We start from the raw sequence: 21152 nt of genomic DNA on the forward strand, positions 1-21152 counted from the left end.
TTAGCTCATCTAAAGGCTTTTTTACGTAGTGGTGTTTGGACATGTGTGAGGGGGCATAGAAGCAATCGTTATAAATCTTCTAGTCTTTGAACTTTTTTGCCCTCTATTTTATGCTGTTCCATCGTTTCTTTTAACTCTTTGTTTGCCGTCGTCATCGTCGTTTCATTTGTTACCCCCATAAATGACCAGCCGTGGGATTCAAGCCAGTACTTGAATTCCCGCAAAAACTCTTCCTGCGTTCCTCCTGTATGATAAAAAGCTCCTTGAATCGTAATAGCCGGTTTTTCCGTATTATACGTCACATACATTTTATTTGCACACATCCAAATAGACCTCCTTTATTAATAAACAAACGTAAATTGACAAAGAAGCGTTGAATCATTCCTCAATAATTACACTATTTCTCTATTTGCCTGCTGTTTTCCTTTTTATCTCTGAGATTAATCATAAATAAAATCAAGGTTTTTACAGAAAGAGGAATCTAAGTAAATAGATAAAAAGTTCGTTTCGCAATGAAATCGTCATATTTCTACATATTCTTTAAGGGACATGTAAAAGTTGTAACATAATGAATGGCACTGTAAGAAACTTAATCCAATTAGAACAAATGTTACTGTTTTTTTTAATGAAAAGGCGAATCTATGTGCTAAGGTAATAACAGGTTCAAATTTTAGGAGGTAGTTTTTGTGAGTAAAAAACGTGTAAAAAAATGGGCAGTTGCTTCTGCAGCGTCTGTAGCATTTCTAGCAAGTCAAGGAACAGCATCAGCAGCAGCTTCGCACAAAGTCGTAAAAGGAGATACCTTGTGGGGGCTTGGCCAACAAAATGGGGTTACGGTAGATGAGCTGAAAGGTGCTAATAACCGTCAAAACGACATGATTTACGTTGGAGAAACATTAACGATTCCTGACCAGGGACAAGTACAACCTGCCGCTAGTCCGGCATCATCTGTACATACAGTAGCACAAGGCGAAACTTTATATCATATTGCAACACAAAACGGCATGACTGTGGATCAGTTAAAAGCTGTTAACGGTTTACAAAGTGATATCATTACCATCGGACAAACATTAAAACTTCAAGGAGAAGCACCGGCGCCGGCACAAACTGCTCCGTCTACATCGGTTTCTGCACAAGATCAAGATTTACTAGCAAGATTAGTAGAGGCAGAAGCAAAAGGTGAGCCGTACCAAGGAAAAGTAGCGGTAGCAATTGTGGTATTAAACCGTGTAGCTTCACCGGAATTCCCAAATAACATTCACGACGTTATTTATCAGCAGCTAGGAAACGGCGTATATCAATTTTCACCAGTAGCAAACGGAGCGATTAATCAGCCTGCATCAGAAGAATCAAAACGAGCGGTAAACGAAGCATTAGCAAACCCACATGAAAACGATGCGCTGTTTTTCTATAATCCGCAAATTGCCGAAAGCCAATGGGTTGCAACGCAGCAAGTAACGGCAGTTATCGGAAACCATGTATTTGCAAAATAAGCAGATTTCTTTCAAATACAAACATATATTTCATATATATGTATATGAAGTTAATACACAAAAAGGATGGCAACAAGGAGCCATCCTTTTTGTATGCAGAGAGGAATCGTCATTTTCAAACGTAATTAAACTTAAAATGCTTTAATAGAGCTACCTGTTAAGGTATTTTTTTTGCCTAAATTTTGATAAAACCATTGATTATTTAGAGAATAATGATATGATAAAAGAAGTCGATTGATAATGATAATCATTTACAGATGGTGAAGGAGGAGATAAGTAGACTTATAGCGGTAAGAAAGGAGTAAGGAAAGTTGAAGTTTTATCAGTTAATTCTTGTGTTTGCCGTACTAGCGGTTGCTTCTCTTTTTATAGGAGTACAAGATTTGTCAGCAGTAGATCTGTTTCATTTAACAAAAGAAGAAAGTCAAACGCTGTTTTTTAGTCGTTTTCCAAGGCTTTTGAGTATTATTATGGCGGGAATGAGCCTTAGTATTTGCGGATTAATTATGCAGCAAATTACGCGAAATAAGTTTGTATCTCCAACGACTGCCGGAACAATGGACTGGGCAAGACTTGGTGTGTTAATTTCTCTACTAGTATTTGCTTCAGCAAGCCCTCTATTAAAAATGACCATTGCTTTCATTTTCTCACTTGCGGGTAATCTATTGTTTATGAGAATACTAGACAGAATTAAATTCAACGATACGATTTATATTCCACTAGTCGGTCTAATGCTCGGTAGTATTGTAAGTTCCTTAGCTACCTTCATCGCCTACAAATACGATTTGATTCAAAACCTTTCTTCATGGCTGCAAGGTGACTTTTCGCTTGTGGTCAAAGGGAGATATGAACTTTTATACCTGAGTATACCGCTCTTAATAATTGCTTATCTTTATGCAGACAAGTTCACGGTTGCTGGTATGGGAGAAAGCTTTTCAATCAATTTAGGCGTGAAATATAAACAAATCGTGAACATTGGATTAGTCATCGTTTCGCTTATTACGTCAATTACGATTTTGACCGTTGGCATGCTGCCTTTTTTAGGGTTGATTATTCCAAATATCGTATCGATTTACCGTGGAGATCATTTACGAAAAAGTCTGCCTCATACAGCGCTGCTTGGAGCAGTGTTTGTACTTGCATGTGATATTTTAGGCAGACTCATTATTTTCCCTTATGAAATTTCCATTGGGCTAATGGTGGGTGTAATAGGAAGTGCGATCTTTCTTTTTATGCTGATAAGGAGAGGTCGTTATGCATAACAAATATAAAATCATCATTCTTGCCGCGCTGGCCATTTTATCAGTGGCACTGTTTATTGGCTACGATTTAGGCTACTGGCAGTACACGCTGCCGCGAAGAATTGAAAAAGTCGCTGCGATTGTTTTAACCGGAGGAGCCATTGCGTTTTCATCTGTTATCTTTCAAACGATTACAAATAATCGAATCTTAACTCCTAGTATTCTAGGACTGGATTCACTGTATTTATTTCTGCAAACGTTTATTGTGTACATCTTTGGCTCGACGAATATTGTCATCATGAACAAAAATCTTAATTTTCTTCTTTGTGTTTCGCTGATGATTATTTTTTCGGTCTTGCTTTACATACTGATGTTCAAAAAAGCCGGTAAGAATATTTTCTTTATTTTACTGGTTGGAATTGTGTTTGGCACCTTATTTAAAAGCATGTCTTCATTTATGGAAATGCTAATCGATCCGAATGAATTTCAAGTTGTACAGGATAAATCATTTGCAAGCTTTAACAATGTTAATACCGATTTGCTATACATAGCAGCCGTTATTTTTATCCTACTTGGCATTTACGTGTGGCGCTTTACATCCATTTTTGATGTACTGTCGCTAGGAAGAGAACATGCGGTAAATCTAGGTATTGATTATGACAAGTTCGTCAAAAAAATGCTGATTGTGATCGCCATTTTTGTCTCAGTGGCTACAGCGTTAGTTGGGCCGATTACATTTCTTGGACTGCTTGTTGTGAACCTTGCGAGAGAGCTGTTCAAAACGTACAAGCACACCTATCTAATGATGGGATCACTGCTGCTTAGTGTTATAGCTCTCGTCGGAGGAGAATTTATCGTTGAAAAAGTGTTCACCTTCAGCACCACGCTGAGCGTCATCATTGACTTTGCCGGCGGAATTTACTTTATTTATTTGCTGCTAAAGGAGAATAAATCATGGTAGAAGTAACAAATGTCAGTAAAACATACGGAGAAAAAACCGTTTTAGAAAAAACATCCGTCGTGATTCCAAAAGGAAAAATCACGTCATTTATCGGCCCAAACGGAGCGGGGAAAAGTACGCTGCTTTCAATTATGAGCCGTCTCATTAAAGCTGACTCAGGGTCAATATCTATAGAAGGAAAAAATATAGAGAATATTGACAGCTCAGATTTAGCCAAAAAAATGAGCATTTTAAAACAGTCCAACCAGCTTAATATTAGGCTTAGCGTACGTGAACTCGTAAATTTCGGCCGGTTTCCTTATTCAAAAGGCCGCTTAACAAAAAGCGATGAACAAGCGGTTGATCAGGCGCTGAGTTATATGAAGCTTGAAAGTATTCAAGATAAATACTTGGATGAACTAAGCGGGGGACAGTGTCAGCGAGCTTTTATCGCTATGGTCATTGCACAGGACACGGAGTATATCTTCTTAGATGAACCGCTCAATAACTTGGATATGAAGCATTCTGTTGAAATTATGAAGCTGTTGAAACGGCTCGTAAAAGACTTAGGCAAAACCATTGTGATTGTCATTCACGATATTAATTTTGCGTCCGTCTATTCAGATTATATTGTGGCGCTTAAAAACGGTCGAGTGATCCGTGAAGGTCCAACAGAAGCCATCATTCAAACGCCCGTATTAAAGGATATATACGATATGGATATTCCAATCGAAATGGTTGACGGGCAGCGTATTTGCGTGTATTTTTCATAAAATTTATTCACGAGGTGACGAAAGTGAAAAAAGTGTTATTAATGTTTGTAGCAGTCTTAACTGCGATTGTTGTAGCTGCTTGCGGTAATCAAGGGGCAAAAGAAACATCAAGTGGAGAAAGTAAACAAAAAGAGACGGTAACGGTAACCGATCAGTTGAATAAAGACGGCATTAAAATTGAGAAAAATCCTAAAACAGTTGTAACCTTCAGCATGGGGGCGCTTGATACGCTAGATAAACTAGGCGTTGAAGTAGCGGGCTTACCAAAACAAGCGATCCCAGATTATCTATCAAAATATCAAGATGATAAGTATGCAAATGTAGGTGGCTTAAAAGAGCCTGATTTTGAGAAAATTGCAGAATTAAAGCCGGACTTAATTATTATTCAAGGCCGCCAAGCAGAATCATTTGACGAGTTTTCAAAAATCGCGCCGACAATTTATATTGATACAGACAATCAGCATTATATGAAGTCATTTAAAGAAAATACAGAAGTACTAGGCCAAATTTTTGACAAAGAAGAACAAGCGAAAAAAGAACTGGCAAACATCGACAAGCAAATTGCAGATTTGAAAAAGCAGGCTGACAAATTAGGTAAAAAGGGTCTTGTCATGCTGGCAAACGACAGTAAAATGACAGCGTTTGGCCCTGGCTCTAAATACGGGTTAATTCATGACGTATTTGGCATCAAAGCAGCTGATGAAAGTATTGACCCAAATGCTACACACGGTCAAAGCATTGCATATGAATATTTAGTTAAACAAAACCCGGACTACTTATTCGTGGTTGACCGCGGCGCAGCAATTGGTGAAAAATCATCTGCTAAACAAATTGTTGAAAATGAGTATGTAAAAGAAGTTAACGCAGTGAAAAACAATCACGTCGTGTACCTTGATCCAGGCCTTTGGTATTTATCTGGAGGAGGCCTTGAGTCAATGGCAGGCATGATTAAAGAAATCAAAACAGGTATAGAGAAGTAATAGCGAAAAAGGAGCTGGTCTAAACCAGCTCCTTTTTTAGTGAACGTTTTTCTGCCTTGCAGTGGTTTTGATATACAAGAAAGAGCTTTATAAACTGAACGAATAATAGAGCAAGGCTTAGGAGTTTCCTTATCTTTAAAGATAGCATATAGGCACTTTATCCTTCTCGTTGAGTGTCTGTGTGCTTATTAAATCAGGTTTAATAGGTTTTTTTATCTATTTTCTTTCTGGGTAACAAAAAATAGAAATTTAGTGATTAATTGAAATAGGAAGAGGGAAACGAAAAAAAGAGGAAATAACAAATTTCTACAAGGAAATTAAAGGAGGAGTTAACATGTTTCGTCATCAAAAAGAACTGCAATTTGAAGTGAAAGTAGATCGCCCGGATCCGATGCTTGCTCGCCAGATTCAAGAAGTACTAGGTGGACAATTCGGTGAAATGACAGTAATGATGCAATACCTCTTTCAAGGATTTAACTGTCGAGGAGAAGAAAAATATAAAGATATGCTGATGGATATAGGTACAGAGGAAATTGGACACGTAGAGATGCTTTGTTCACTTATTAGTCAATTACTTGATGGAGCCTCTCCAGAAGATCAAGCGGAAGCTGCGAAAGATCCTGCAACAGCAGCTATCATGGGAGGAATTAATCCTCAGCACTTATTAGTGAGCGGGCTTGGTGGTTTGCCTACTAATTCAAATGGAGTTCCATGGAACGGTTCATATATCGTAGCAAGTGGCAATTTATTAGCAGACATGCGTTCGAACTTGCATGCAGAAAGCCAAGGTAGACTTCAAGTAGCTAGGTTATACCATATGACAAAAGATGAAGGTGTACGTGCGACATTTAGAAAAATGCTAGCGCGTGATCGCTATCATCAGTATCAGTGGATGGAAGCTATAAACGAACTCGAAGAAAAAAATGGAGTAGTTGTTCCTGCATCTTTCCCTCCTGAGGCTGAAAAAGAATCACAGCCAGAAGCTTATGAGTTTTGGAACCTCTCAGAAGGCACTGAATCAGAAGAGGGACCATGGGCTACTGGAAGCGCCCCGGACGGAAGCAGTGAATATGTATATATCAAAGATCCTGTAGCAAAAGGACAAGTTCCCAATCCGGAAATTCCAGATACTTCCCTACATCATGATTTAACTCGTAAAAAAGCTTTCTCTAAATAAAAGAAAGGAAGGCCCTCGATATGTTCGAGAGGTCTTTTTTTGCTTATAACAAAGAGTGTTATCCACGTGCTTTAATTAAATTATCTTTTAATATCTAGAATAAAAAAGCCGCATATGGAAACAGTAGTTATGTGCATATGTTAGAAAGGTGGCACACTATTATGAGTATTTTAAGGAGGATAAAAATGGGTATTTTAAGCGGAAACCCTACAGATGAACCAATGCACTACGGTGAAGTTTTCGGTACTTGGTCGTTTCTTTCTGCCTCAAAAGGGTTAGTAGCTGGCTATCAAACATTTTTAAATCATGTAGGAGATAAAGATCTACATAAGTTAGTCCAAGAAACAATCGAGCAGTGTCAGCAAGAGATGAAAGGTGTAGAGACATTGTTAAAAGAAAATGGAGTGGCTTTACCGCCGACTCCGCCTGAACGTCCAGAAGCATGTTTAGACGATATTCCAGTAGGAGCACGTGTTCAAGATCCAGAAGTTGCAGCAGCAATCTCAATGGATATCGCTGCTGGTCTCGTAACTTGCAGCCAATTGATTGGACAATCTATTCGTGAAGATATTGCAGCTATGTTTAGCCAAATTCATATGCAGAAAGTAGCTCTTGGGGGTAAGTTTTTACGCCTTAATAAAGAAAAAGGCTGGCTGATTCCACCACCTCTTCACAAATCAAAAAATACGGACTGTTAAAAAATAGCTTTTATAAATTGCAAAAAGCAAATTGGAAATAAAAAAGGTACCTCTACTTAGTAGAGGATACCTTTTTTGCTTCAAAATAAAAGGAGTGTTTCACGTGTATTATTACAAAGAAGGATTAATTAATGGCATTAAACCGGATAAACCCGATCCTGCAGCCGCGAAAGTACTGCAAGAAACATTAGGGGGTCAGTTTGGTGAAATGCGAACGATGATGCAATATTTCTTTCAAAGCTCTAACTTTAGAGGAAAAGAAACGCAATATCGGGATTTGATGAAAGGTGTTTTTTTAGAAGAAATAGCTCACGTAGAACTCGTTCAAAATACCATTAATGCATTGTTAGATGAATCTGGCGGAGCTGGGGTAGGAAGTCAAGGTTTAGATCAGGCTCCTCTTGATGAAGCTGTAAAACATGCTAATCCTCACCACTATATTATGGGAGCTCAAAGCTCACTGCCAGTGGATGCGGGTGGGAATCCATGGAACGGCTCATGGGTTTATAATCATGGAAATCTAGTGGCTGATTTGCTCAATAACGTTGTATTAGAATCAACTGGTGTTTTACAAAAAACAAGAATATATGAAATGAGTTCTAACCAGACGTTAAGAGAAACGCTAGGTTTCTTAATTGTTCGAGATAATGCTCATCAAAATGCGTTTGCAAAAGCTCTTGAAACATTGGGCGTAGACTGGGGCAAGCTTTTTCCTGTACCAAATTATGATATTAACAAATACCCTGAATGCAGAAAATTTGTTGAAATGGGGTATCATAACACGCAATTTGATTTTAGGTTAGATCCGCATCGAATGGGAGAAATATTCCAAGGGCAGACGCCAAGCAGAAATGGCGGGGACTTGAGCGTAACGCCTCCGCCGGAAGGTTTTCCAGTCCCTCATTTATCTGAAATGCCGAATGAGCATGCTCCAGGCTTAGGAGACATGAATGCATAAAAGTATGTGAATCGATTTCAATTAAACATAACTAAAGTAAAAAAACATTGGCTGAGAACTAGTAGCCCATGTTTTTTTATGCTTTCTCAGCTAAATGCTGTCATTCCTCTAAAGGCAAGAACATCTCGCCATTCCTGTAAGCACAGGATAAAGTGCTTTTTCTAAATCAGTTTATGAATTTAATTGTTTTTTACAAGAAGAAAAGGGAATACTTTCTTTAATCGCTTGTGATAGAAAGCTAATAAGGGGCATGCTGCTATGAGTAACCAAAAAGATGAATTTTTATTTAAAAGAGACCTCTATCGCTTAGTACAAGAATACAAACGTTGTAAAGTTGAAGAAATTAGACGGGCAATTAAAAAGGATATTCTTCTTTTGAAGAAGGTTATAAATAACTAAAATATATAGACACCGGCAAAAAAGCTCATGTTATTTAATAAATGAGCTTTTTTGCCCGCTTTAAACTTGTTCCAACGAATTAGTATGTCTATAAATGGTCTCAGAAAGATTATGGATCATGTTAAACAGAGCTAACGCAGTTGTTTCTGGTTTTTCATAACGAAAAATGATATCGTTTTCAATATCGCAGATTTGAAAACTGTTTAATTGTTTTGAATAACTTAGTGTAAACCTATTGGCAAGAGTATGAGTAATGTCGCTATCTCTATAATTTACTAAATTTTCTATCATGTGCTTAATTTCAGTTAGGTTCATCCACCAAGTCACCCTTTCATGTTATTGAGGTTATCATACCATGTACAGGTAATTTGAATACTGTTTTTTACAATTTGTAACAACAATTTTCAAAATGAAACATAAAGGTAATAAAAAGGTAAAACGAGTAGCTTAACGCAAGCTGAACATTTCCTATGAGGGTGTAGGATTTTCTTTGTAGTAGGTCAACTCCAACTTTTTATCCGCGATTTCTTTTAGACCAATACGAATCATACTGAATACTAAAATACATAATATAACCGTTAAAATCGTATGTCCTGCGGGGAAAATACCTAGTATAGGTGAGTCCCAAAGAGCGTACATAAAAACGACAAGCAAAAATACACCGAGAAATTTTGGTTTTATCAACATGTTCCACTGAAATTTCTTATCACCTTAAGCGTTTTATTAAAAGACCAGAAGCTATTGCCAAAAGAGACCTCATTAAACCAAAAAAGGGCTGTGTCATAAGTCGAACATTCGACTTACAGCACAGCTCTTTATATTGTTGGAAACGTGGATTTAAGCATGTACACTACTACGCAATAAAAAAGCTTCCTGAAATAAAAACAATGACACCAATAATCATTACTAACGTTTCGCGGTCTTTTTTTCCAGTTTTTTTATTAGCAGGCAGCAGAGACTTTGAAAGAGGCTTGGCAAAAATAATGACAAGCATGCAAACAGCGGCAAAGATGCCAAGTGCCAACTGGAAATTACCTTCAATAAAGACGCATGCCATTAAAAGTACAAGACTTATTTTTAGAAAAATTTTTGATAGGTTCACTATCAACACTCCTTTTGAACACTTAATACGAAAGACTTAGTGATTTTTTTATATGCACGTTGTTTTCCACGGCTTGAAGCAGAAAATGAGCGACGTCAGCACGGCTGATGTTGCGTCCGTTTTCTGGTATGCTTTCTTCTCCTATACGATAATACGTGGTTAATGGACCGCTCGTTAACCCCATTGGTCGAGCAACGGTCCAGTCAAGTCGGCTTATCTTCAAGAGCTTCACGGCTTCGTGATGATCGCGAAGCACATTTTTTAAAATACGCTGAGCAAGCCAGCCCGTCATGCCTGGGATCTCTCCGTCGATTCCGGCAGAAGCCGTGTAGGCGATACGCTGAATTCCGTTTTCGTTCATACATTGAATCAGCAGATTTGTCGTTTCTACTAAAAGGGTAGAATGCCCTAGATTTTCGGTTCCAAGACAAGAAATCACTGCATCACATCCTCGCATGGCCTGACACACTTCATAATAATCAAGCACGTCGCCTTGTATGACGTGTACGTTCGCATGCGTTACCCTAAGCTTAGCTGGATTTCGAACAAAAGCTTTTACATAATGTCCGTTTTTAATCGCTTGCTTGATCAATTCCTGTCCCGTCCTGCCACTTGCGCCAATCAAAAAAATGTTCATACGATCAACCCTTTCGTTTCAATGTAGGTAGTAAAAACGAAATTTTCTTTTACCATAACACATTTTTCTCGATTTAGCTTGTCAAAACATAAAAGCTGCTTACGAGATTCACCAAAGTAAGAGGTATCCTCTGTTCTTTTTTAAAACTTATGTCATAGACTGTCTAGAAAACAAAGAAATGTACGAACGGTTTATAAAGGTGTTTAATGTTATAGAAGCGAAAGGGTATTATAGGAATAAGGGACGAACAGAAGGGGCGATGCACTATGAAAAAATCGGTAAGCCGAGCGCGTGTTATCATAGTACTAATAGGTTTTCCGCTCATCTTTCTCATTATGGCGCTTGTGACGGGTGAGTGGCGATATATGACTTGGACCATTCCGCCTGCGCTGATGTCATGTTGGACGGCACTCTTTGTATTAAGAAAGCAAGAAGAAAGATAACAGGAAATTTGAACTATTGCATCGAATTTATAGAAAAAGTATAAAATGATAGAAAGCTATAGTAAGAAAATTTAATGAAGGACGGTGTGAAGATGAACGGACAACAGTTATTGTATGGGTTGCTTACGTCTAAAGGCGATATCCTAAGAGCTGCTTATGTGTTATGTGACCACCGCATTTATACGGAAATGTCAGCGCAGTATCAGCAAACGGAGCATACGGATTTTCAAGCATCATTGATAGAAGAAATGAAATTGCTTGAAAAACAGCCTGAAGTAGACATGCATCTGCATATTTTGCTTGAAATGGCGAAGTTTTTTGAACTTCCTCTTTCTCATGCTACAACAAATGGCGAGCTGTACGAGTTAAGCGATAACATTGGAAATTTGCTTGTATCTAAATACAATGAGCTGTTTTCAATTGCACGCTGTCATACGTTAGAAGACGTAATGCGCCATCAAATCCGACTGTTCTTTCATCTAATTGATTCGCAATACATGATTGCTACAAATCGTCAGCAAGCTGTGTTTCAGCAGCAGCTGATGAATTGGATTGAACAGCTCCCCCCCATGTATCAGGAAAGAATGATTGATGCATTAGGAGAATATCAGCAGGAAGCACTTGTGAAACTGCTGCAAAAAAAAGGGACAATCGAGCTATACAAACAGCTTCCTCCGCACGCATACCCTGCTATTTCAGGCCTTATGGCAATCGTAATGAGTATCTTTATTCCCGTAAATTATCCGCCAGCACGGCTATTTAGTATGAATGCGCCGCTGTTTTTAATGGCAAGCTTTGAAAGTCATGAAATTATTGCAAAACGCAAAGAAGCTGGAACTTTTTTACCGCTGTTATTAGTAGTTGTGCAGCTGATGTGGACGTACAAGCTTGAGCATCAGGATGAGCTGTTGAATTATCAGTCTCTGCTGATCAAATGGTCATCTGTACACACAGCGTATCAAGATTATATGAAAAAGAAAGAGCAGTCACTGTTTGACCGTGAACGGTTAGACAACTTTATTTATAAAACAGAGCAGTATGTTAAGCAGCTCCACGCTACGGAGAAAAAGACGGTGAAGCAAATTGAAACGCTCAAAACAGCCATTCGCCATCAGCTTGATGAAATGGAGCTCACATCGTTAAACGGAGGGCTTGTGCTTCAAAAAATGATTGAAGAGCATGAATCATTAAAACAAGATGTAGAAGAACTGCAGCGCAAGCTTTCGATTAAAGGTGACTTCTTCTCCAAAGTAAGGCTGACGTTCCGTTCTGCAGAACGAGCCGTCAAAAGCAAGGTGAAAGAAGTAGAGCGTAAAAAAGTGCTTATGCAAATGACGGACTTTATTTTAGCAAATCGCTTGCCCGTATGCGTAGATATTCAAAATGAAATTTATGATTATCAAGACGAGCTGACAACGACCATTTTTCAAATTAATCAGCAGGTCGAGCTGCTTGAAGAAACGAAACAAAGCCGCCAGCTAGCTGATGCAAAAGTACGCCGCTATGATCAAGAAATAAAGCGATTTGAACGAAATTACTATGGCTTAAAAGAAGGAACCATTGAAGAGGTGGCACAGTGAGGCTGGGACAAAAATATTTTAGTTGAAGGAAGATCTGAACGAGTTTGATTCTTGATTGAGAATCCAACTCGTTCGGATTTTTTCATTGGTATGGTGAACGTAGGTTTCATGTATGTAGTGGCTTCTAGCTGTTGATTGGAGGGCAAGGCGGAGACTCCTGCGGGAAAAGCGGAATAGGTGAGACCCTGCAGGAGCGTAAGCGACGAGGAGGCTCATCGGCCGCCCGCGGAAAGCGAAGTCTTGCACGGAAATCAACAGCGGTGTTAAAAGTAATCCATACTAGCTCATGTATCCCATTTGTTCGTCTTTAGATGGGATTGATTTAATTATGTCTCAATCTCATTCTCTGTCTGTAGGAGCGGACAGCTGATCTGTATACTCATCTACATAGAGCATGCCGTTTGTTGACACAACTGCATACAGTACTTGGTTCAACTGAAGCTGACGATTTGAAAGCTCAAGGTTAATCCACTGTTCGGTATATTGAGACGTTAAATTTTTACGAATGATTTCTCCGTCCATGATGAGTTCTACCGGTAAATTCATTTCTTTGAACGGCTTAGACAAAACGTCCTGTTTGGCAATGTTTTGATAAGCTGTTTTTTTTAATACCGACAGTTTTCCGCTTACTTCTAAAACGGCAAATTCTACTTCAGCAATGTTGAACGTCCCTAGTTCTCGTAGATGCTGATTCAAGTCATCAATAGAATATTTGACTTTTTTCATATTTGCTTCAAGAAGCTTTCCTTTTTCTATAATAACCGTCGGGCGCCCTGTAATCCATTTTCGTAAGCGTCTGCTTTTTAGAGCTGTTGATGCTAAAAGAAAATGAGTGGCCACAAGAAAAGCAAACGAAGCAAACATCGGCAGAAATTTTAATTTTAAATCAAATCCCATATTTGCGATAAACGACCCAATAATAATGGACATTGCAAACGTAAAATGATTATTATGCGTGTTAATTTGTTTTCCGATCAGAAAAGTTGTAATACTTAAGATAATAAAAGAAACAAAGGTTCTAAGAAGAGACGTGAGAATGTCTTCCATAGCTTGTGATGTCACCTGCTTTCTCATAAATAGAAAGAGTATCTATCTCTATAGCGTTATCCATTTAAAGGATCGTTATACAAGAAAAAACATCAAGAAGAAGTGTGGATAATGCGTTCACATTCGGCTGCTTAAAAAGGGGTAGAAAGGCTGTAGGTAAGGGGTAGAAGCAAACAAAAAGAATGTGCAAATTCCTTTGAAATTTTTTGGAGGATTTGTTACAATAAAGGTGCTTATTTTTGTTCGGTAAGGATAGTTCGAAGTGTTCGTCTTGACTTATTTTAAGAGCAGGAATAGAGTAATACACAATGTGTGGATTGTCACACAAGGAGGAAAAGAGATATGTTACAAGGTAAAGTAAAATGGTTCAACGCTGAAAAAGGTTTCGGTTTCATCGAAGTAGAAGGACAAGACGATGTATTCGTTCACTTCTCTGCTATCCAAGGCGAAGGTTTCAAAACTTTAGAAGAAGGTCAAGAAGTTACATTTGAAATCGTTGAAGGCAACCGTGGACCACAAGCTGCTAACGTTCAAAAGTAATTTTTTTTATAAAGTGAAACATCGATCAGTGGAACGTTTCGCCGGTCGTTCGTTAAACTAAATTGGGAGAAGGCCCCTTTTATAAAAGGGGTCTTTTCTTGTTCGCTTTTTACACCTTGTTGACGATTTCTTTGATTTTGTAGAAGTATTCAAATATGAAAAAAACTAGTCACGCAGTATAAAAAAAGCGTATAATGAAATGATGAAAATAGGAATTGTAGAGCAGAAAGGATTTTAAAACGTATGAGCAACCAACTTCAAGAAACGATGGTCGATTCGCGTCGTACATTCGCCATTATTTCTCACCCGGATGCCGGGAAAACAACGTTAACAGAAAAAATGCTGTTACTTGGCGGAATGATTCGTTCAGCCGGAACGGTGAAAGGAAAAAAATCAGGCAAGTTTGCTACATCTGACTGGATGGAAATCGAAAAACAACGTGGAATTTCGGTTACGTCGAGTGTTATGCAGTTTGAGTATAAAGATCACTTTATTAACATCTTGGATACACCAGGACATGAAGACTTCAGTGAAGATACGTATCGTACCTTAACGGCTGTAGATAGTGCGGTCATGGTTATTGATGGAACAAAAGGGATTGAAGCACAAACGCTTAAGCTTTTTAAAGTTTGTCGTATGCGCGGTATTCCCATCCTAACGTTTATCAATAAATTAGACCGTGAAGGAAAAGAGCCGCTTGAGCTGCTTGAAGAAATTGAAGATGTACTTGGTATTGAATCATACCCTGTAACGTGGCCAATTGGCATGGGGAAACGATTCCAAGGAACGTATGACCGTTTTTCAAAACAAATTGAAGTATATCAAGGAAACAAAGAGTCATATTTTGCAGACTTTGACGGTGAAAATATCGACGATGAAATTAAAAAACACGTCGATGAAATGTATTTACCAGGCTTAGTGGATGATTTATCTTTATTAGACGAAGCAGGTAATGATTTTTCAATTGAAAAAGTAAAGCAAGGACTATTAACACCTGTTTTCTTCGGAAGTGCGATTGCAAACTTTGGTGTACAGTCTTTCTTTAACTCATTTTTACAATTAACATCACCGCCTCAGCCTCGTGAATCAACTAATGGCACCGTTCAGCCTACGGATGAAAACTTTTCAGGTTTCATCTTTAAAATTCAAGCGAACATGAACCCAGCTCACCGCGACCGTATTGCGTTCGTACGCGTATGTTCAGGAAAATTCGAGCGTGGAATGAACGTGACGTTAGCAAGAACAAACCGTAAAATGAAGCTAGCGCAGTCTCATCAATTCTTGGCATCAAGCCGTGAAACAGTAGACACGGCGTATCCTGGAGATATCATTGGTTTATACGATTCAGGCACGTATCAAATTGGTGATACAATTGTAGGAGAAGGAAAAGTATTCGAATTTGATGCTCTTCCAAAGTTCCCCCCTGAACTATTTGTAAAAGTTCGTGCGAAAAATGCAATGAAATCCAAGCACTTTGAAAAAGGAATTAATCAGCTTGTACAAGAAGGAGCCGTACAGCTTTACCGTACGCCGTTCTTTGGAGATTATATTTTAGGAGCAGTTGGTGAACTTCAGTTCCAAGTGTTTGAACATCGTATGAAAGGTGAGTACAATGTAGATCTTGAATTCACGCGCATGTCTCATAACATTGCAAAATGGGTAGACAAATCAACAATTGAAGATCGCATGCTAGATTCTCGCGTGATGCTAGTAGAAGATCGTGATAAGCATTCCGTTCTTATGTTTGAAAACGATTTTGTATGGCGTTTGTTCCAGGACAAATATCCATCTGTTAAATTCCTAGATCCGTTTAATCTATAAAAGAGTATAAAAAAGGAAAACGATACATACTACTTTCATAAGTAGACAGTCGATTTTCCTCCTTTGCTTAAGAGTCAGTATTTACTGGCTCTTTTTTTAGTGAGCCACTGATTTTAAATTTAAAAGAATGACTCCTGCAATGATTAATACGATGCCAAATACCATCGTAAGACTGCCGCTTTCTTTCCAAATGACTACACCAATCACAGCTGTCACAGCAGTTCCTACGCCAGACCAAATGGCATACGCAACGCTGAGTGGAATGTGCTGAAGCGATGTGGAAAGCGCATAGAAAGCAAGACCAAATCCTAATAAAACACCAAGACTAGGCCAAAATTTTGTAAATCCGTTTGATGCTTTTAACATAGATGTACCAAATAATTCTGAACCAATTGCAATCGCTAAAAATAAATAGGCTTTCATCGAAAACCCTCCTCTGTTAATTTGCGAAGTTGTTGTTGAATCTGTTTTTGCATGTCTGGATCCACGGGTGCGAGCCCAAACATTTGACTGAACCATAATCCGTCAGCTGCTAAGCGCACAATGGTAGCGAGGACTGGATCAATGTCATCTTGTTCAATATGCTGCTGCCACTTTTCGTAGTGTTTTTGAAAGTGCTGTAGGAGTTCAGGATTGGTTGCAATACCTGCAAGTAACCCCGCGCTCATCACTTGTTCACGCTGCAGATCATGAAGCGTCTCAGCGAGATAAGCCCGGCTCCATTTGCCAGGAGCATCGTCATGTTCAATTTGTACGTTTAGTCCGTCATCATATTGTTTTGTGACTGAATACAGCATTTGTTTAATCAATTCATCTTTTGAAGAGAAGTGATACAACAAACCGCCTTTACTGACACCGGCTTCTTTTGCTACTTTTTCAAGCGTTAAATTTCCAACGCCGTCACGCTGTACAACCTGCGTAGCTGCAAGCAATATATCATCAAATGTAGACACATGAATTTCCTCCTTTTTGATTTTCCCTAGAATACTTTACCGTCTGGACGGTTTGTTTGGCAATACTTTTATTTCGAATTTCAAAAAAAATTTTTGCGCACACTAAAATATAAAGTATAAAAACAAGAATAAACGATTAAATAAAGGGTTTATCCTTTTACTATATGAAGAAAAAGAAAAAATAAAGCCTGGGTATTGAAAGATAAAAGAAAGGTGTGAAGAAACAGATGAGGGATGTGTATCAAAGTTTTCAAGAGCTATCTCAGTGCGAACGAGCGGGAATTGATTACGAAATAGAATGTGTCATTCGCCGGAGGGAAATTGTCGTGCTTGCTATTCACGGAGGAACGATGGAAATTGGAACAGAAGAAGTAGCGGAAAAAATAGCAGAAAAGCTGAACGCAACGGTGTACGTATTTAAAACGCTGAAAACAGAAAATCCGTTTGAATTACATGTTACGTCTGCAAACTACGATGAAGAAATGGCGCGTCATCTCGTTAAAAAATCAGCGGTCACGCTCTCTCTTCACGGTGCCTATAGCGACGCCTGCACGACTTATATCGGAGGAAGAGACGAAGAGTTAGAAAAAGCGGCGCGTCAAGCACTCTCAGGTTTTCCGATCAGTGAAACGCCCGTACATTTAAAAGGCGTTTCACCTCGAAATATCGCCAACAGCAATCAGCGCCACAAAGGGCTGCAACTTGAAATAACCACTCCTCAATATGAACAATTATTACAAAATAATCAGTTGTTTAACGAGTATGTGAATGCGGTAGTATCGGCTGTGGAATCAGTGATGTAAAGATAAATTCAACAGCTTCCTGTATATTGGATGCAATAAAGGCTGTTTGTACATCAGCCCATTTTTCTCGTTCATTTAACGTGTCGTGCCCAGCGCCTGTTAACACTAAAATACACTGAGCTCCTGCTGCACTAGCTGCTACGAGGTCTTTCCAGTGGTCGCCAATTAAGATACAGTTGGCTAAATTTAAGCTGTGCTCCGCGGCTGCTTTTAACAGCATGTCAGGCTTAGGTTTGCGGCATGAACATCCGTCCGAATCTTCATGAGGACAAAGGTAAACATCATCAAACCCAAACGCTAAAAGCTCAGAGATAAACTGTGATTTCTTTACCTTTCCTTTTGCAATATCGGGCTGATTTGTAAAGGAAAACAGCGGAATGTTTTGTTTCTTTATTTCTCTAATCGCTTGCTTTGCTTGGGGAAATAGCTGGAAATCTCCTGGATATTCAATTTTATTACTACCGCCAATCGTTCCATCTCGGTCTAAAAATATCGCTTCAATCATATAATCCACCTCTTGCTCTATCATAATATAAAACAAGATGAATTTGGAAAAAATGTTTTTTTGAAAAAAATAAAAGAAGTATGACTGTCTTTTTACTTCTCATCATATGGATAAGTTAAATAGAAGTGGTGAGGAGGGGAAGACAAGTGAACGAAGAATCGTTTTATTCACCATTTATAAGCGAAGACGGAAAGAAAAAAACAATTGGAGAAATTGAGTTTTCAGATGTGCAGGAAATGATGGAAAAACATTTAGAAGAAGGCTATCAGCTTGAGTTCAAACGAGAAGTGAGCTCAACGGTCAAACGGAAAATCCCAAATATCATCGCTTCGTTTGCCAATGAAAAAGGAGGGTGGCTTATTTTTGGCATAGATGAAGACGACCATTCCATTAACCTGCTTGAGCGCAAGGAATACGAGCTGTTTATTAATAATATGCTTAAAGATGTTACCAATCCAATTCCTCGTATCGTTACGCGTTTTTTATCACCTGAAGATCATCCTCAGCAAGGTGTTTTTGTTATTTGGATTCCCGAAGGTCCGAACCCTCCTTATATGTCTTATGGGAAAATTTACAGAAGAATTGGAAGCGGCACATCACCCGTTACGGAAATCGATGATCGCTATCATTTAGATCGGCTCTATCAAAAATCGGAGGATCAAACGCAGCGATTAGAGGAATTCTGCACAAAAGAACTGTCTATCTATAACAGAAAATGGCCGATGCATGGAAAAAGCTATATTCATTACGGGATGTGTAACATGTACGTGCTGCCACTATATGATTTGCATTTAGTTGAACAAATGGAAGAAGAACGGTTAAAGCAATATATTTTAAGCAAGTCTAGTGAACCAAAATACTATCGTTTGGATGACGAGAGCACGGTGATGCTGCATACACCGTTTGTTAAAGCCTCTTATTCAGCGGAATCCATCATTTTTCGAAGTACAGATGTAATTGATGCATATGATAAAACGATTGCGTGGGAGCAGTTTTATAACGGGTCGGCTAAGTTTCACATTCCTATTCCCTATATGGAAGAATCAAAACAAATTCATGACGTACTGAAGTCAAGTATTTCAAGCTACATCGATGAGACGATTTTCGAGCAGTTTCAATATATAAACGGACCTTTTTTTCTCACATCTTTAGTCAGCTGCATCGGCGGATACATCGATTGTATGATGGAATTAAAAGCAGAGCTTGAAGATATGATTATTGTGATTGATTTAGAGAACGTTCGAAACGATGTGCTTTACTTTCCGCATCAGCAATTTCAAGCATTTTTAGAAGAAGAAGGGCTCGTCTTTTCAGATAAAAAGCAGTATCGATTTAATCGATCATTTAAAACGACGAAATTAGGAGGGAATGTGGAGCTCCTTGCCTATGTGGATTACATTGTAACAGCGTTTGGACTTTCAAAAAACCAGTCAATTGATTTTCTTAAACACTCATTAAATCAAGGATGAAATATACAATTTTTTGACAATCACTAAAAAAATGACAAAAGTGAAAAAAAGTATGATAATATCTTTCGTAAGTAATGAGCAAGTGAAGAAGAGAAAGGGGACTCTTTTTTACGGATGCTGTTGCTAGGTAGGGTTAAACATAAGGGGAGAAAAAGTAATGAAAAAAGCGACATCCATACTTCTAATTGTCCTAGCACTGGCTGGATTAGGAGGAGTATGCGCTGCTTATTACCATTTGGAGCAGCAAAAGCAAACGGAAGAAATGACGTATGAACAGAAGTACATAACCGTAAGAAATGCATGAAAAAACCAGCCTATTGGCTGGTTTTTTTGGGTTTCAAGTCATAGTAAGTAAAATAAAGATTTTGCTTGTTCAGTTTTTTTAAATAACTCTAATGATGTATAGACGCAAAATAGAAAGCCAACGCTTGAAAAAACAAAAAACAAGCGGAGAAAAGGGCGTTTTTTTTGAATGCGAAAGTACGTAAAGACAACGAGTGAACATACAAGAAGTACGCTCATAGCAGCAAATTGAATCGCGAGGTCTGCTAAATCATCAACCGTACGTTGAAACAGCTTTAGCGTTTCGTCGTTCAAATCAGTCTCAGGAATGTTCGTTTTGTCTTGTTGATGTAACACCCCTACATCCCATTTTTCTCGACTATAATCATGAGAAACCGTGTAGTAAAACGGACCAAGCTTTTTTTCATGTGCACCATCATCAGCAAGTGCTGAAGCTGGATGCATGAATGCTAGAACAAAAAATAAAAAGCTCCACTTTCTCATTACAAAAGCCTCTTTCTAACTCAGTCTATCTCCCATTATAAACCAAAAATTTTTATGTTTCCATCATCCCTCTTTCCTATTTCAAATTCTATATATAAAGTGAAAGGGGGAATAAAAGATGGCAGAAAAAATTCAGCATTCAAGCCAGCTTCGCTTAGTATTAGAACAAGGAATAAAAGAGGATGGAAAACCCGATTTGAAGACAAAATCCTATATGAACATTCAGCCTGGAAGTTCTGCAGATGCGCTCGTTACAGCGAGTGAAACCATTGCCAGCCTGCAGTCGCTGCCGCTTGTTGAAATCAACGAAGTTGTCACGTTTTCACTTTTAAAATAAGAAAAGAGGTAGATTATGAAAACTTTAACGATGCAGTTTTTAAATGAGTCACAAAAAGCGGTAAGTTTATCGATTGAATCACCAAAAGATACGTTAGACGCAGCAGCCATTGCAGCAGCAATGAACGCGCTGATCACAAGCGATGTCTTTACTTCAAGCGGCGGAGCGCTCGTTGCAAGAAAAGGCGCTCAAATCGTTGAGCGAAATGTAATCGAGTTTACGGTTTAAAAATCAAAGTCCTTCCACTTCGGTGCGAAGGGCTTTTTTAAAAGGAGAGAGGAAGATGACAGAGTGGTTTACGCTTGTGTCAGACGTTGGTTTTCCAGTGGTGGTGACACTTTATTTACTCCACCGCATTGAAGCCAAGCTTGATACAGTTGTGCTGTCCATTCAGCATTTAACCGAGGAAGTAAAAAAGTGATTATGACAATTGTAAGGCAGTTGTAATCGAAAAGTTGACGGATTTGACA

Annotated in this window: 28 protein-coding genes; 20 read left to right on the forward strand and 8 right to left on the reverse strand. The window is 38.6% G+C overall.

Going from position 1 to position 21152, the window contains the following annotated elements; all coding sequences use genetic code 11:
• Positions 1 to 68: 68 nt before the first annotated feature.
• Complete coding sequence (locus tag M3225_RS08260; protein WP_013057893.1) at positions 69 to 323, reverse strand: hypothetical protein; 255 nt, start codon at positions 321 to 323, stop codon at positions 69 to 71.
• 363 nt (positions 324 to 686) lie between these two features.
• Here M3225_RS08260 and M3225_RS08265 point away from each other — a divergent pair, with 363 nt between their 5' ends.
• From M3225_RS08265 to M3225_RS08305, 9 genes are all read left to right on the forward strand, one after another.
• Complete coding sequence (locus tag M3225_RS08265) at positions 687 to 1493, forward strand: cell wall hydrolase (protein WP_251392467.1); 807 nt, start codon at positions 687 to 689, stop codon at positions 1491 to 1493.
• A gap of 311 nt (positions 1494 to 1804) precedes the next feature.
• A complete protein-coding gene (locus M3225_RS08270) occupies positions 1805 to 2755 on the forward strand; it encodes an ABC transporter permease (RefSeq protein ID WP_251392472.1) in 951 nt (316 codons plus the stop codon).
• The gene (locus M3225_RS08275; protein ID WP_251392473.1) at positions 2748 to 3695 is read left to right on the forward strand and encodes an iron chelate uptake ABC transporter family permease subunit; all 948 of its coding nucleotides are present in this window, start codon (positions 2748 to 2750) and stop codon (positions 3693 to 3695) included. Before M3225_RS08270 ends, M3225_RS08275 begins: the two co-directional genes overlap by 8 nt.
• The gene (locus M3225_RS08280; RefSeq protein WP_251392474.1) at positions 3689 to 4447 is read left to right on the forward strand and encodes an iron ABC transporter ATP-binding protein; all 759 of its coding nucleotides are present in this window, start codon (positions 3689 to 3691) and stop codon (positions 4445 to 4447) included. Before M3225_RS08275 ends, M3225_RS08280 begins: the two co-directional genes overlap by 7 nt.
• A 23-nt stretch (positions 4448 to 4470) precedes the next feature.
• Positions 4471 to 5427, forward strand: coding sequence for a siderophore ABC transporter substrate-binding protein (locus tag M3225_RS08285; protein WP_251392476.1), 957 nt, complete (start codon positions 4471 to 4473; stop codon positions 5425 to 5427).
• 334 nt (positions 5428 to 5761) lie between these two features.
• Complete coding sequence (locus M3225_RS08290; RefSeq protein ID WP_251392478.1) at positions 5762 to 6604, forward strand: manganese catalase family protein; 843 nt, start codon at positions 5762 to 5764, stop codon at positions 6602 to 6604.
• Between the two features lie 185 nt (positions 6605 to 6789).
• Entirely contained in the window at positions 6790 to 7302 is a 513-nt protein-coding gene (locus tag M3225_RS08295) for a DUF3231 family protein (RefSeq protein WP_251392480.1), read from the forward strand.
• 103 nt (positions 7303 to 7405) lie between these two features.
• Positions 7406 to 8260: a manganese catalase family protein gene (locus M3225_RS08300; RefSeq protein ID WP_251392481.1), complete on the forward strand. Its 855-nt coding sequence runs from the start codon at positions 7406 to 7408 to the stop codon at positions 8258 to 8260.
• 258 nt (positions 8261 to 8518) lie between these two features.
• Positions 8519 to 8659: a hypothetical protein gene (locus M3225_RS08305; protein ID WP_251392483.1), complete on the forward strand. Its 141-nt coding sequence runs from the start codon at positions 8519 to 8521 to the stop codon at positions 8657 to 8659.
• 853 nt (positions 8660 to 9512) lie between these two features.
• Here the strand turns inward: M3225_RS08305 and M3225_RS08310 are convergent.
• Both M3225_RS08310 and M3225_RS08315 read right to left on the reverse strand, forming a co-directional pair.
• Positions 9513 to 9761 (reverse strand): hypothetical protein, encoded by a 249-nt coding sequence (locus M3225_RS08310; protein WP_251392486.1) that lies wholly within the window; start codon positions 9759 to 9761, stop codon positions 9513 to 9515.
• 22 nt (positions 9762 to 9783) lie between these two features.
• Complete coding sequence (locus M3225_RS08315; protein ID WP_251392488.1) at positions 9784 to 10398, reverse strand: NAD(P)-dependent oxidoreductase; 615 nt, start codon at positions 10396 to 10398, stop codon at positions 9784 to 9786.
• A gap of 266 nt (positions 10399 to 10664) precedes the next feature.
• Here M3225_RS08315 and M3225_RS08320 point away from each other — a divergent pair, with 266 nt between their 5' ends.
• From M3225_RS08320 to M3225_RS08330, 3 genes are all read left to right on the forward strand, one after another.
• Positions 10665 to 10841 (forward strand): hypothetical protein, encoded by a 177-nt coding sequence (locus M3225_RS08320; protein WP_016764823.1) that lies wholly within the window; start codon positions 10665 to 10667, stop codon positions 10839 to 10841.
• A 92-nt stretch (positions 10842 to 10933) separates the two neighbouring features.
• Positions 10934 to 12421, forward strand: coding sequence for a hypothetical protein (locus M3225_RS08325; protein ID WP_251392491.1), 1488 nt, complete (start codon positions 10934 to 10936; stop codon positions 12419 to 12421).
• 131 nt (positions 12422 to 12552) lie between these two features.
• Positions 12553 to 12732, forward strand: a complete 180-nt coding sequence (locus tag M3225_RS08330; protein WP_251392492.1) for a hypothetical protein — start codon at positions 12553 to 12555, stop codon at positions 12730 to 12732.
• A gap of 28 nt (positions 12733 to 12760) precedes the next feature.
• Here the strand turns inward: M3225_RS08330 and M3225_RS08335 are convergent, their stop codons facing one another.
• Positions 12761 to 13483 (reverse strand): DUF421 domain-containing protein, encoded by a 723-nt coding sequence (locus tag M3225_RS08335; RefSeq protein ID WP_251392495.1) that lies wholly within the window; start codon positions 13481 to 13483, stop codon positions 12761 to 12763.
• A 327-nt stretch (positions 13484 to 13810) separates the two neighbouring features.
• Here M3225_RS08335 and cspD point away from each other — a divergent pair, with 327 nt between their 5' ends.
• Both cspD and M3225_RS08345 read left to right on the forward strand, forming a co-directional pair.
• The gene (cspD, locus tag M3225_RS08340) at positions 13811 to 14008 is read left to right on the forward strand and encodes a cold-shock protein CspD (RefSeq protein ID WP_013057877.1); all 198 of its coding nucleotides are present in this window, start codon (positions 13811 to 13813) and stop codon (positions 14006 to 14008) included.
• Between the two features lie 243 nt (positions 14009 to 14251).
• A complete protein-coding gene (locus M3225_RS08345; RefSeq protein WP_013057876.1) occupies positions 14252 to 15829 on the forward strand; it encodes a peptide chain release factor 3 in 1578 nt (525 codons plus the stop codon).
• 96 nt (positions 15830 to 15925) lie between these two features.
• Here the strand turns inward: M3225_RS08345 and M3225_RS08350 are convergent, their stop codons facing one another.
• Both M3225_RS08350 and M3225_RS08355 read right to left on the reverse strand, forming a co-directional pair.
• The gene (locus tag M3225_RS08350) at positions 15926 to 16252 is read right to left on the reverse strand and encodes a DMT family transporter (protein WP_251392497.1); all 327 of its coding nucleotides are present in this window, start codon (positions 16250 to 16252) and stop codon (positions 15926 to 15928) included.
• Positions 16249 to 16782 carry a TetR/AcrR family transcriptional regulator gene (locus M3225_RS08355; protein ID WP_251392498.1) on the reverse strand — a complete coding sequence of 178 codons (534 nt, stop codon included), beginning with the start codon at positions 16780 to 16782 and terminating at the stop codon, positions 16249 to 16251. The genes M3225_RS08350 and M3225_RS08355 overlap by 4 nt, the downstream gene beginning before the upstream one ends.
• Positions 16783 to 17009: 227 nt before the next feature.
• Between M3225_RS08355 and M3225_RS08360 the strand changes: the two genes are divergently transcribed.
• Positions 17010 to 17585, forward strand: a complete 576-nt coding sequence (locus M3225_RS08360; RefSeq protein ID WP_251392500.1) for a poly-gamma-glutamate hydrolase family protein — start codon at positions 17010 to 17012, stop codon at positions 17583 to 17585.
• Here the strand turns inward: M3225_RS08360 and M3225_RS08365 are convergent.
• On the reverse strand, positions 17536 to 18090 hold the full coding sequence (locus M3225_RS08365; RefSeq protein ID WP_251392501.1) for an HAD-IIIA family hydrolase: 555 nt from the start codon (positions 18088 to 18090) through the stop codon (positions 17536 to 17538). The genes M3225_RS08360 and M3225_RS08365 overlap by 50 nt on opposite strands.
• A 146-nt stretch (positions 18091 to 18236) precedes the next feature.
• Between M3225_RS08365 and M3225_RS08370 the strand changes: the two genes are divergently transcribed.
• Both M3225_RS08370 and M3225_RS08375 read left to right on the forward strand, forming a co-directional pair.
• Positions 18237 to 19559, forward strand: coding sequence for an AlbA family DNA-binding domain-containing protein (locus M3225_RS08370; RefSeq protein ID WP_251392502.1), 1323 nt, complete (start codon positions 18237 to 18239; stop codon positions 19557 to 19559).
• Positions 19560 to 19716: 157 nt separating this feature from the next.
• A complete protein-coding gene (locus M3225_RS08375; protein ID WP_013057870.1) occupies positions 19717 to 19863 on the forward strand; it encodes a hypothetical protein in 147 nt (48 codons plus the stop codon).
• A gap of 38 nt (positions 19864 to 19901) precedes the next feature.
• Here M3225_RS08375 and M3225_RS08380 read toward each other — a convergent pair whose 3' ends face one another.
• The gene (locus M3225_RS08380; protein ID WP_251392503.1) at positions 19902 to 20345 is read right to left on the reverse strand and encodes a hypothetical protein; all 444 of its coding nucleotides are present in this window, start codon (positions 20343 to 20345) and stop codon (positions 19902 to 19904) included.
• A 118-nt stretch (positions 20346 to 20463) separates the two neighbouring features.
• Here M3225_RS08380 and M3225_RS08385 point away from each other — a divergent pair, with 118 nt between their 5' ends.
• Genes M3225_RS08385 through M3225_RS08395 form a run of 3 tightly spaced genes read left to right on the forward strand, consistent with a single transcriptional unit; the run spans position 20464 to position 21103 of the window.
• A complete protein-coding gene (locus M3225_RS08385) occupies positions 20464 to 20682 on the forward strand; it encodes a DUF1659 domain-containing protein (RefSeq protein WP_129710526.1) in 219 nt (72 codons plus the stop codon).
• Positions 20683 to 20697: 15 nt separating this feature from the next.
• A complete protein-coding gene (locus M3225_RS08390; protein WP_251392504.1) occupies positions 20698 to 20910 on the forward strand; it encodes a DUF2922 domain-containing protein in 213 nt (70 codons plus the stop codon).
• A gap of 55 nt (positions 20911 to 20965) precedes the next feature.
• A complete protein-coding gene (locus M3225_RS08395) occupies positions 20966 to 21103 on the forward strand; it encodes a YvrJ family protein (RefSeq protein WP_129710525.1) in 138 nt (45 codons plus the stop codon).
• The last annotated feature ends 49 nt before the right edge of the window (positions 21104 to 21152 follow it).

This window comes from Priestia aryabhattai (assembly GCF_023715685.1).
Lineage (GTDB): Bacteria > Bacillota > Bacilli > Bacillales > Bacillaceae_H > Priestia > Priestia aryabhattai_B.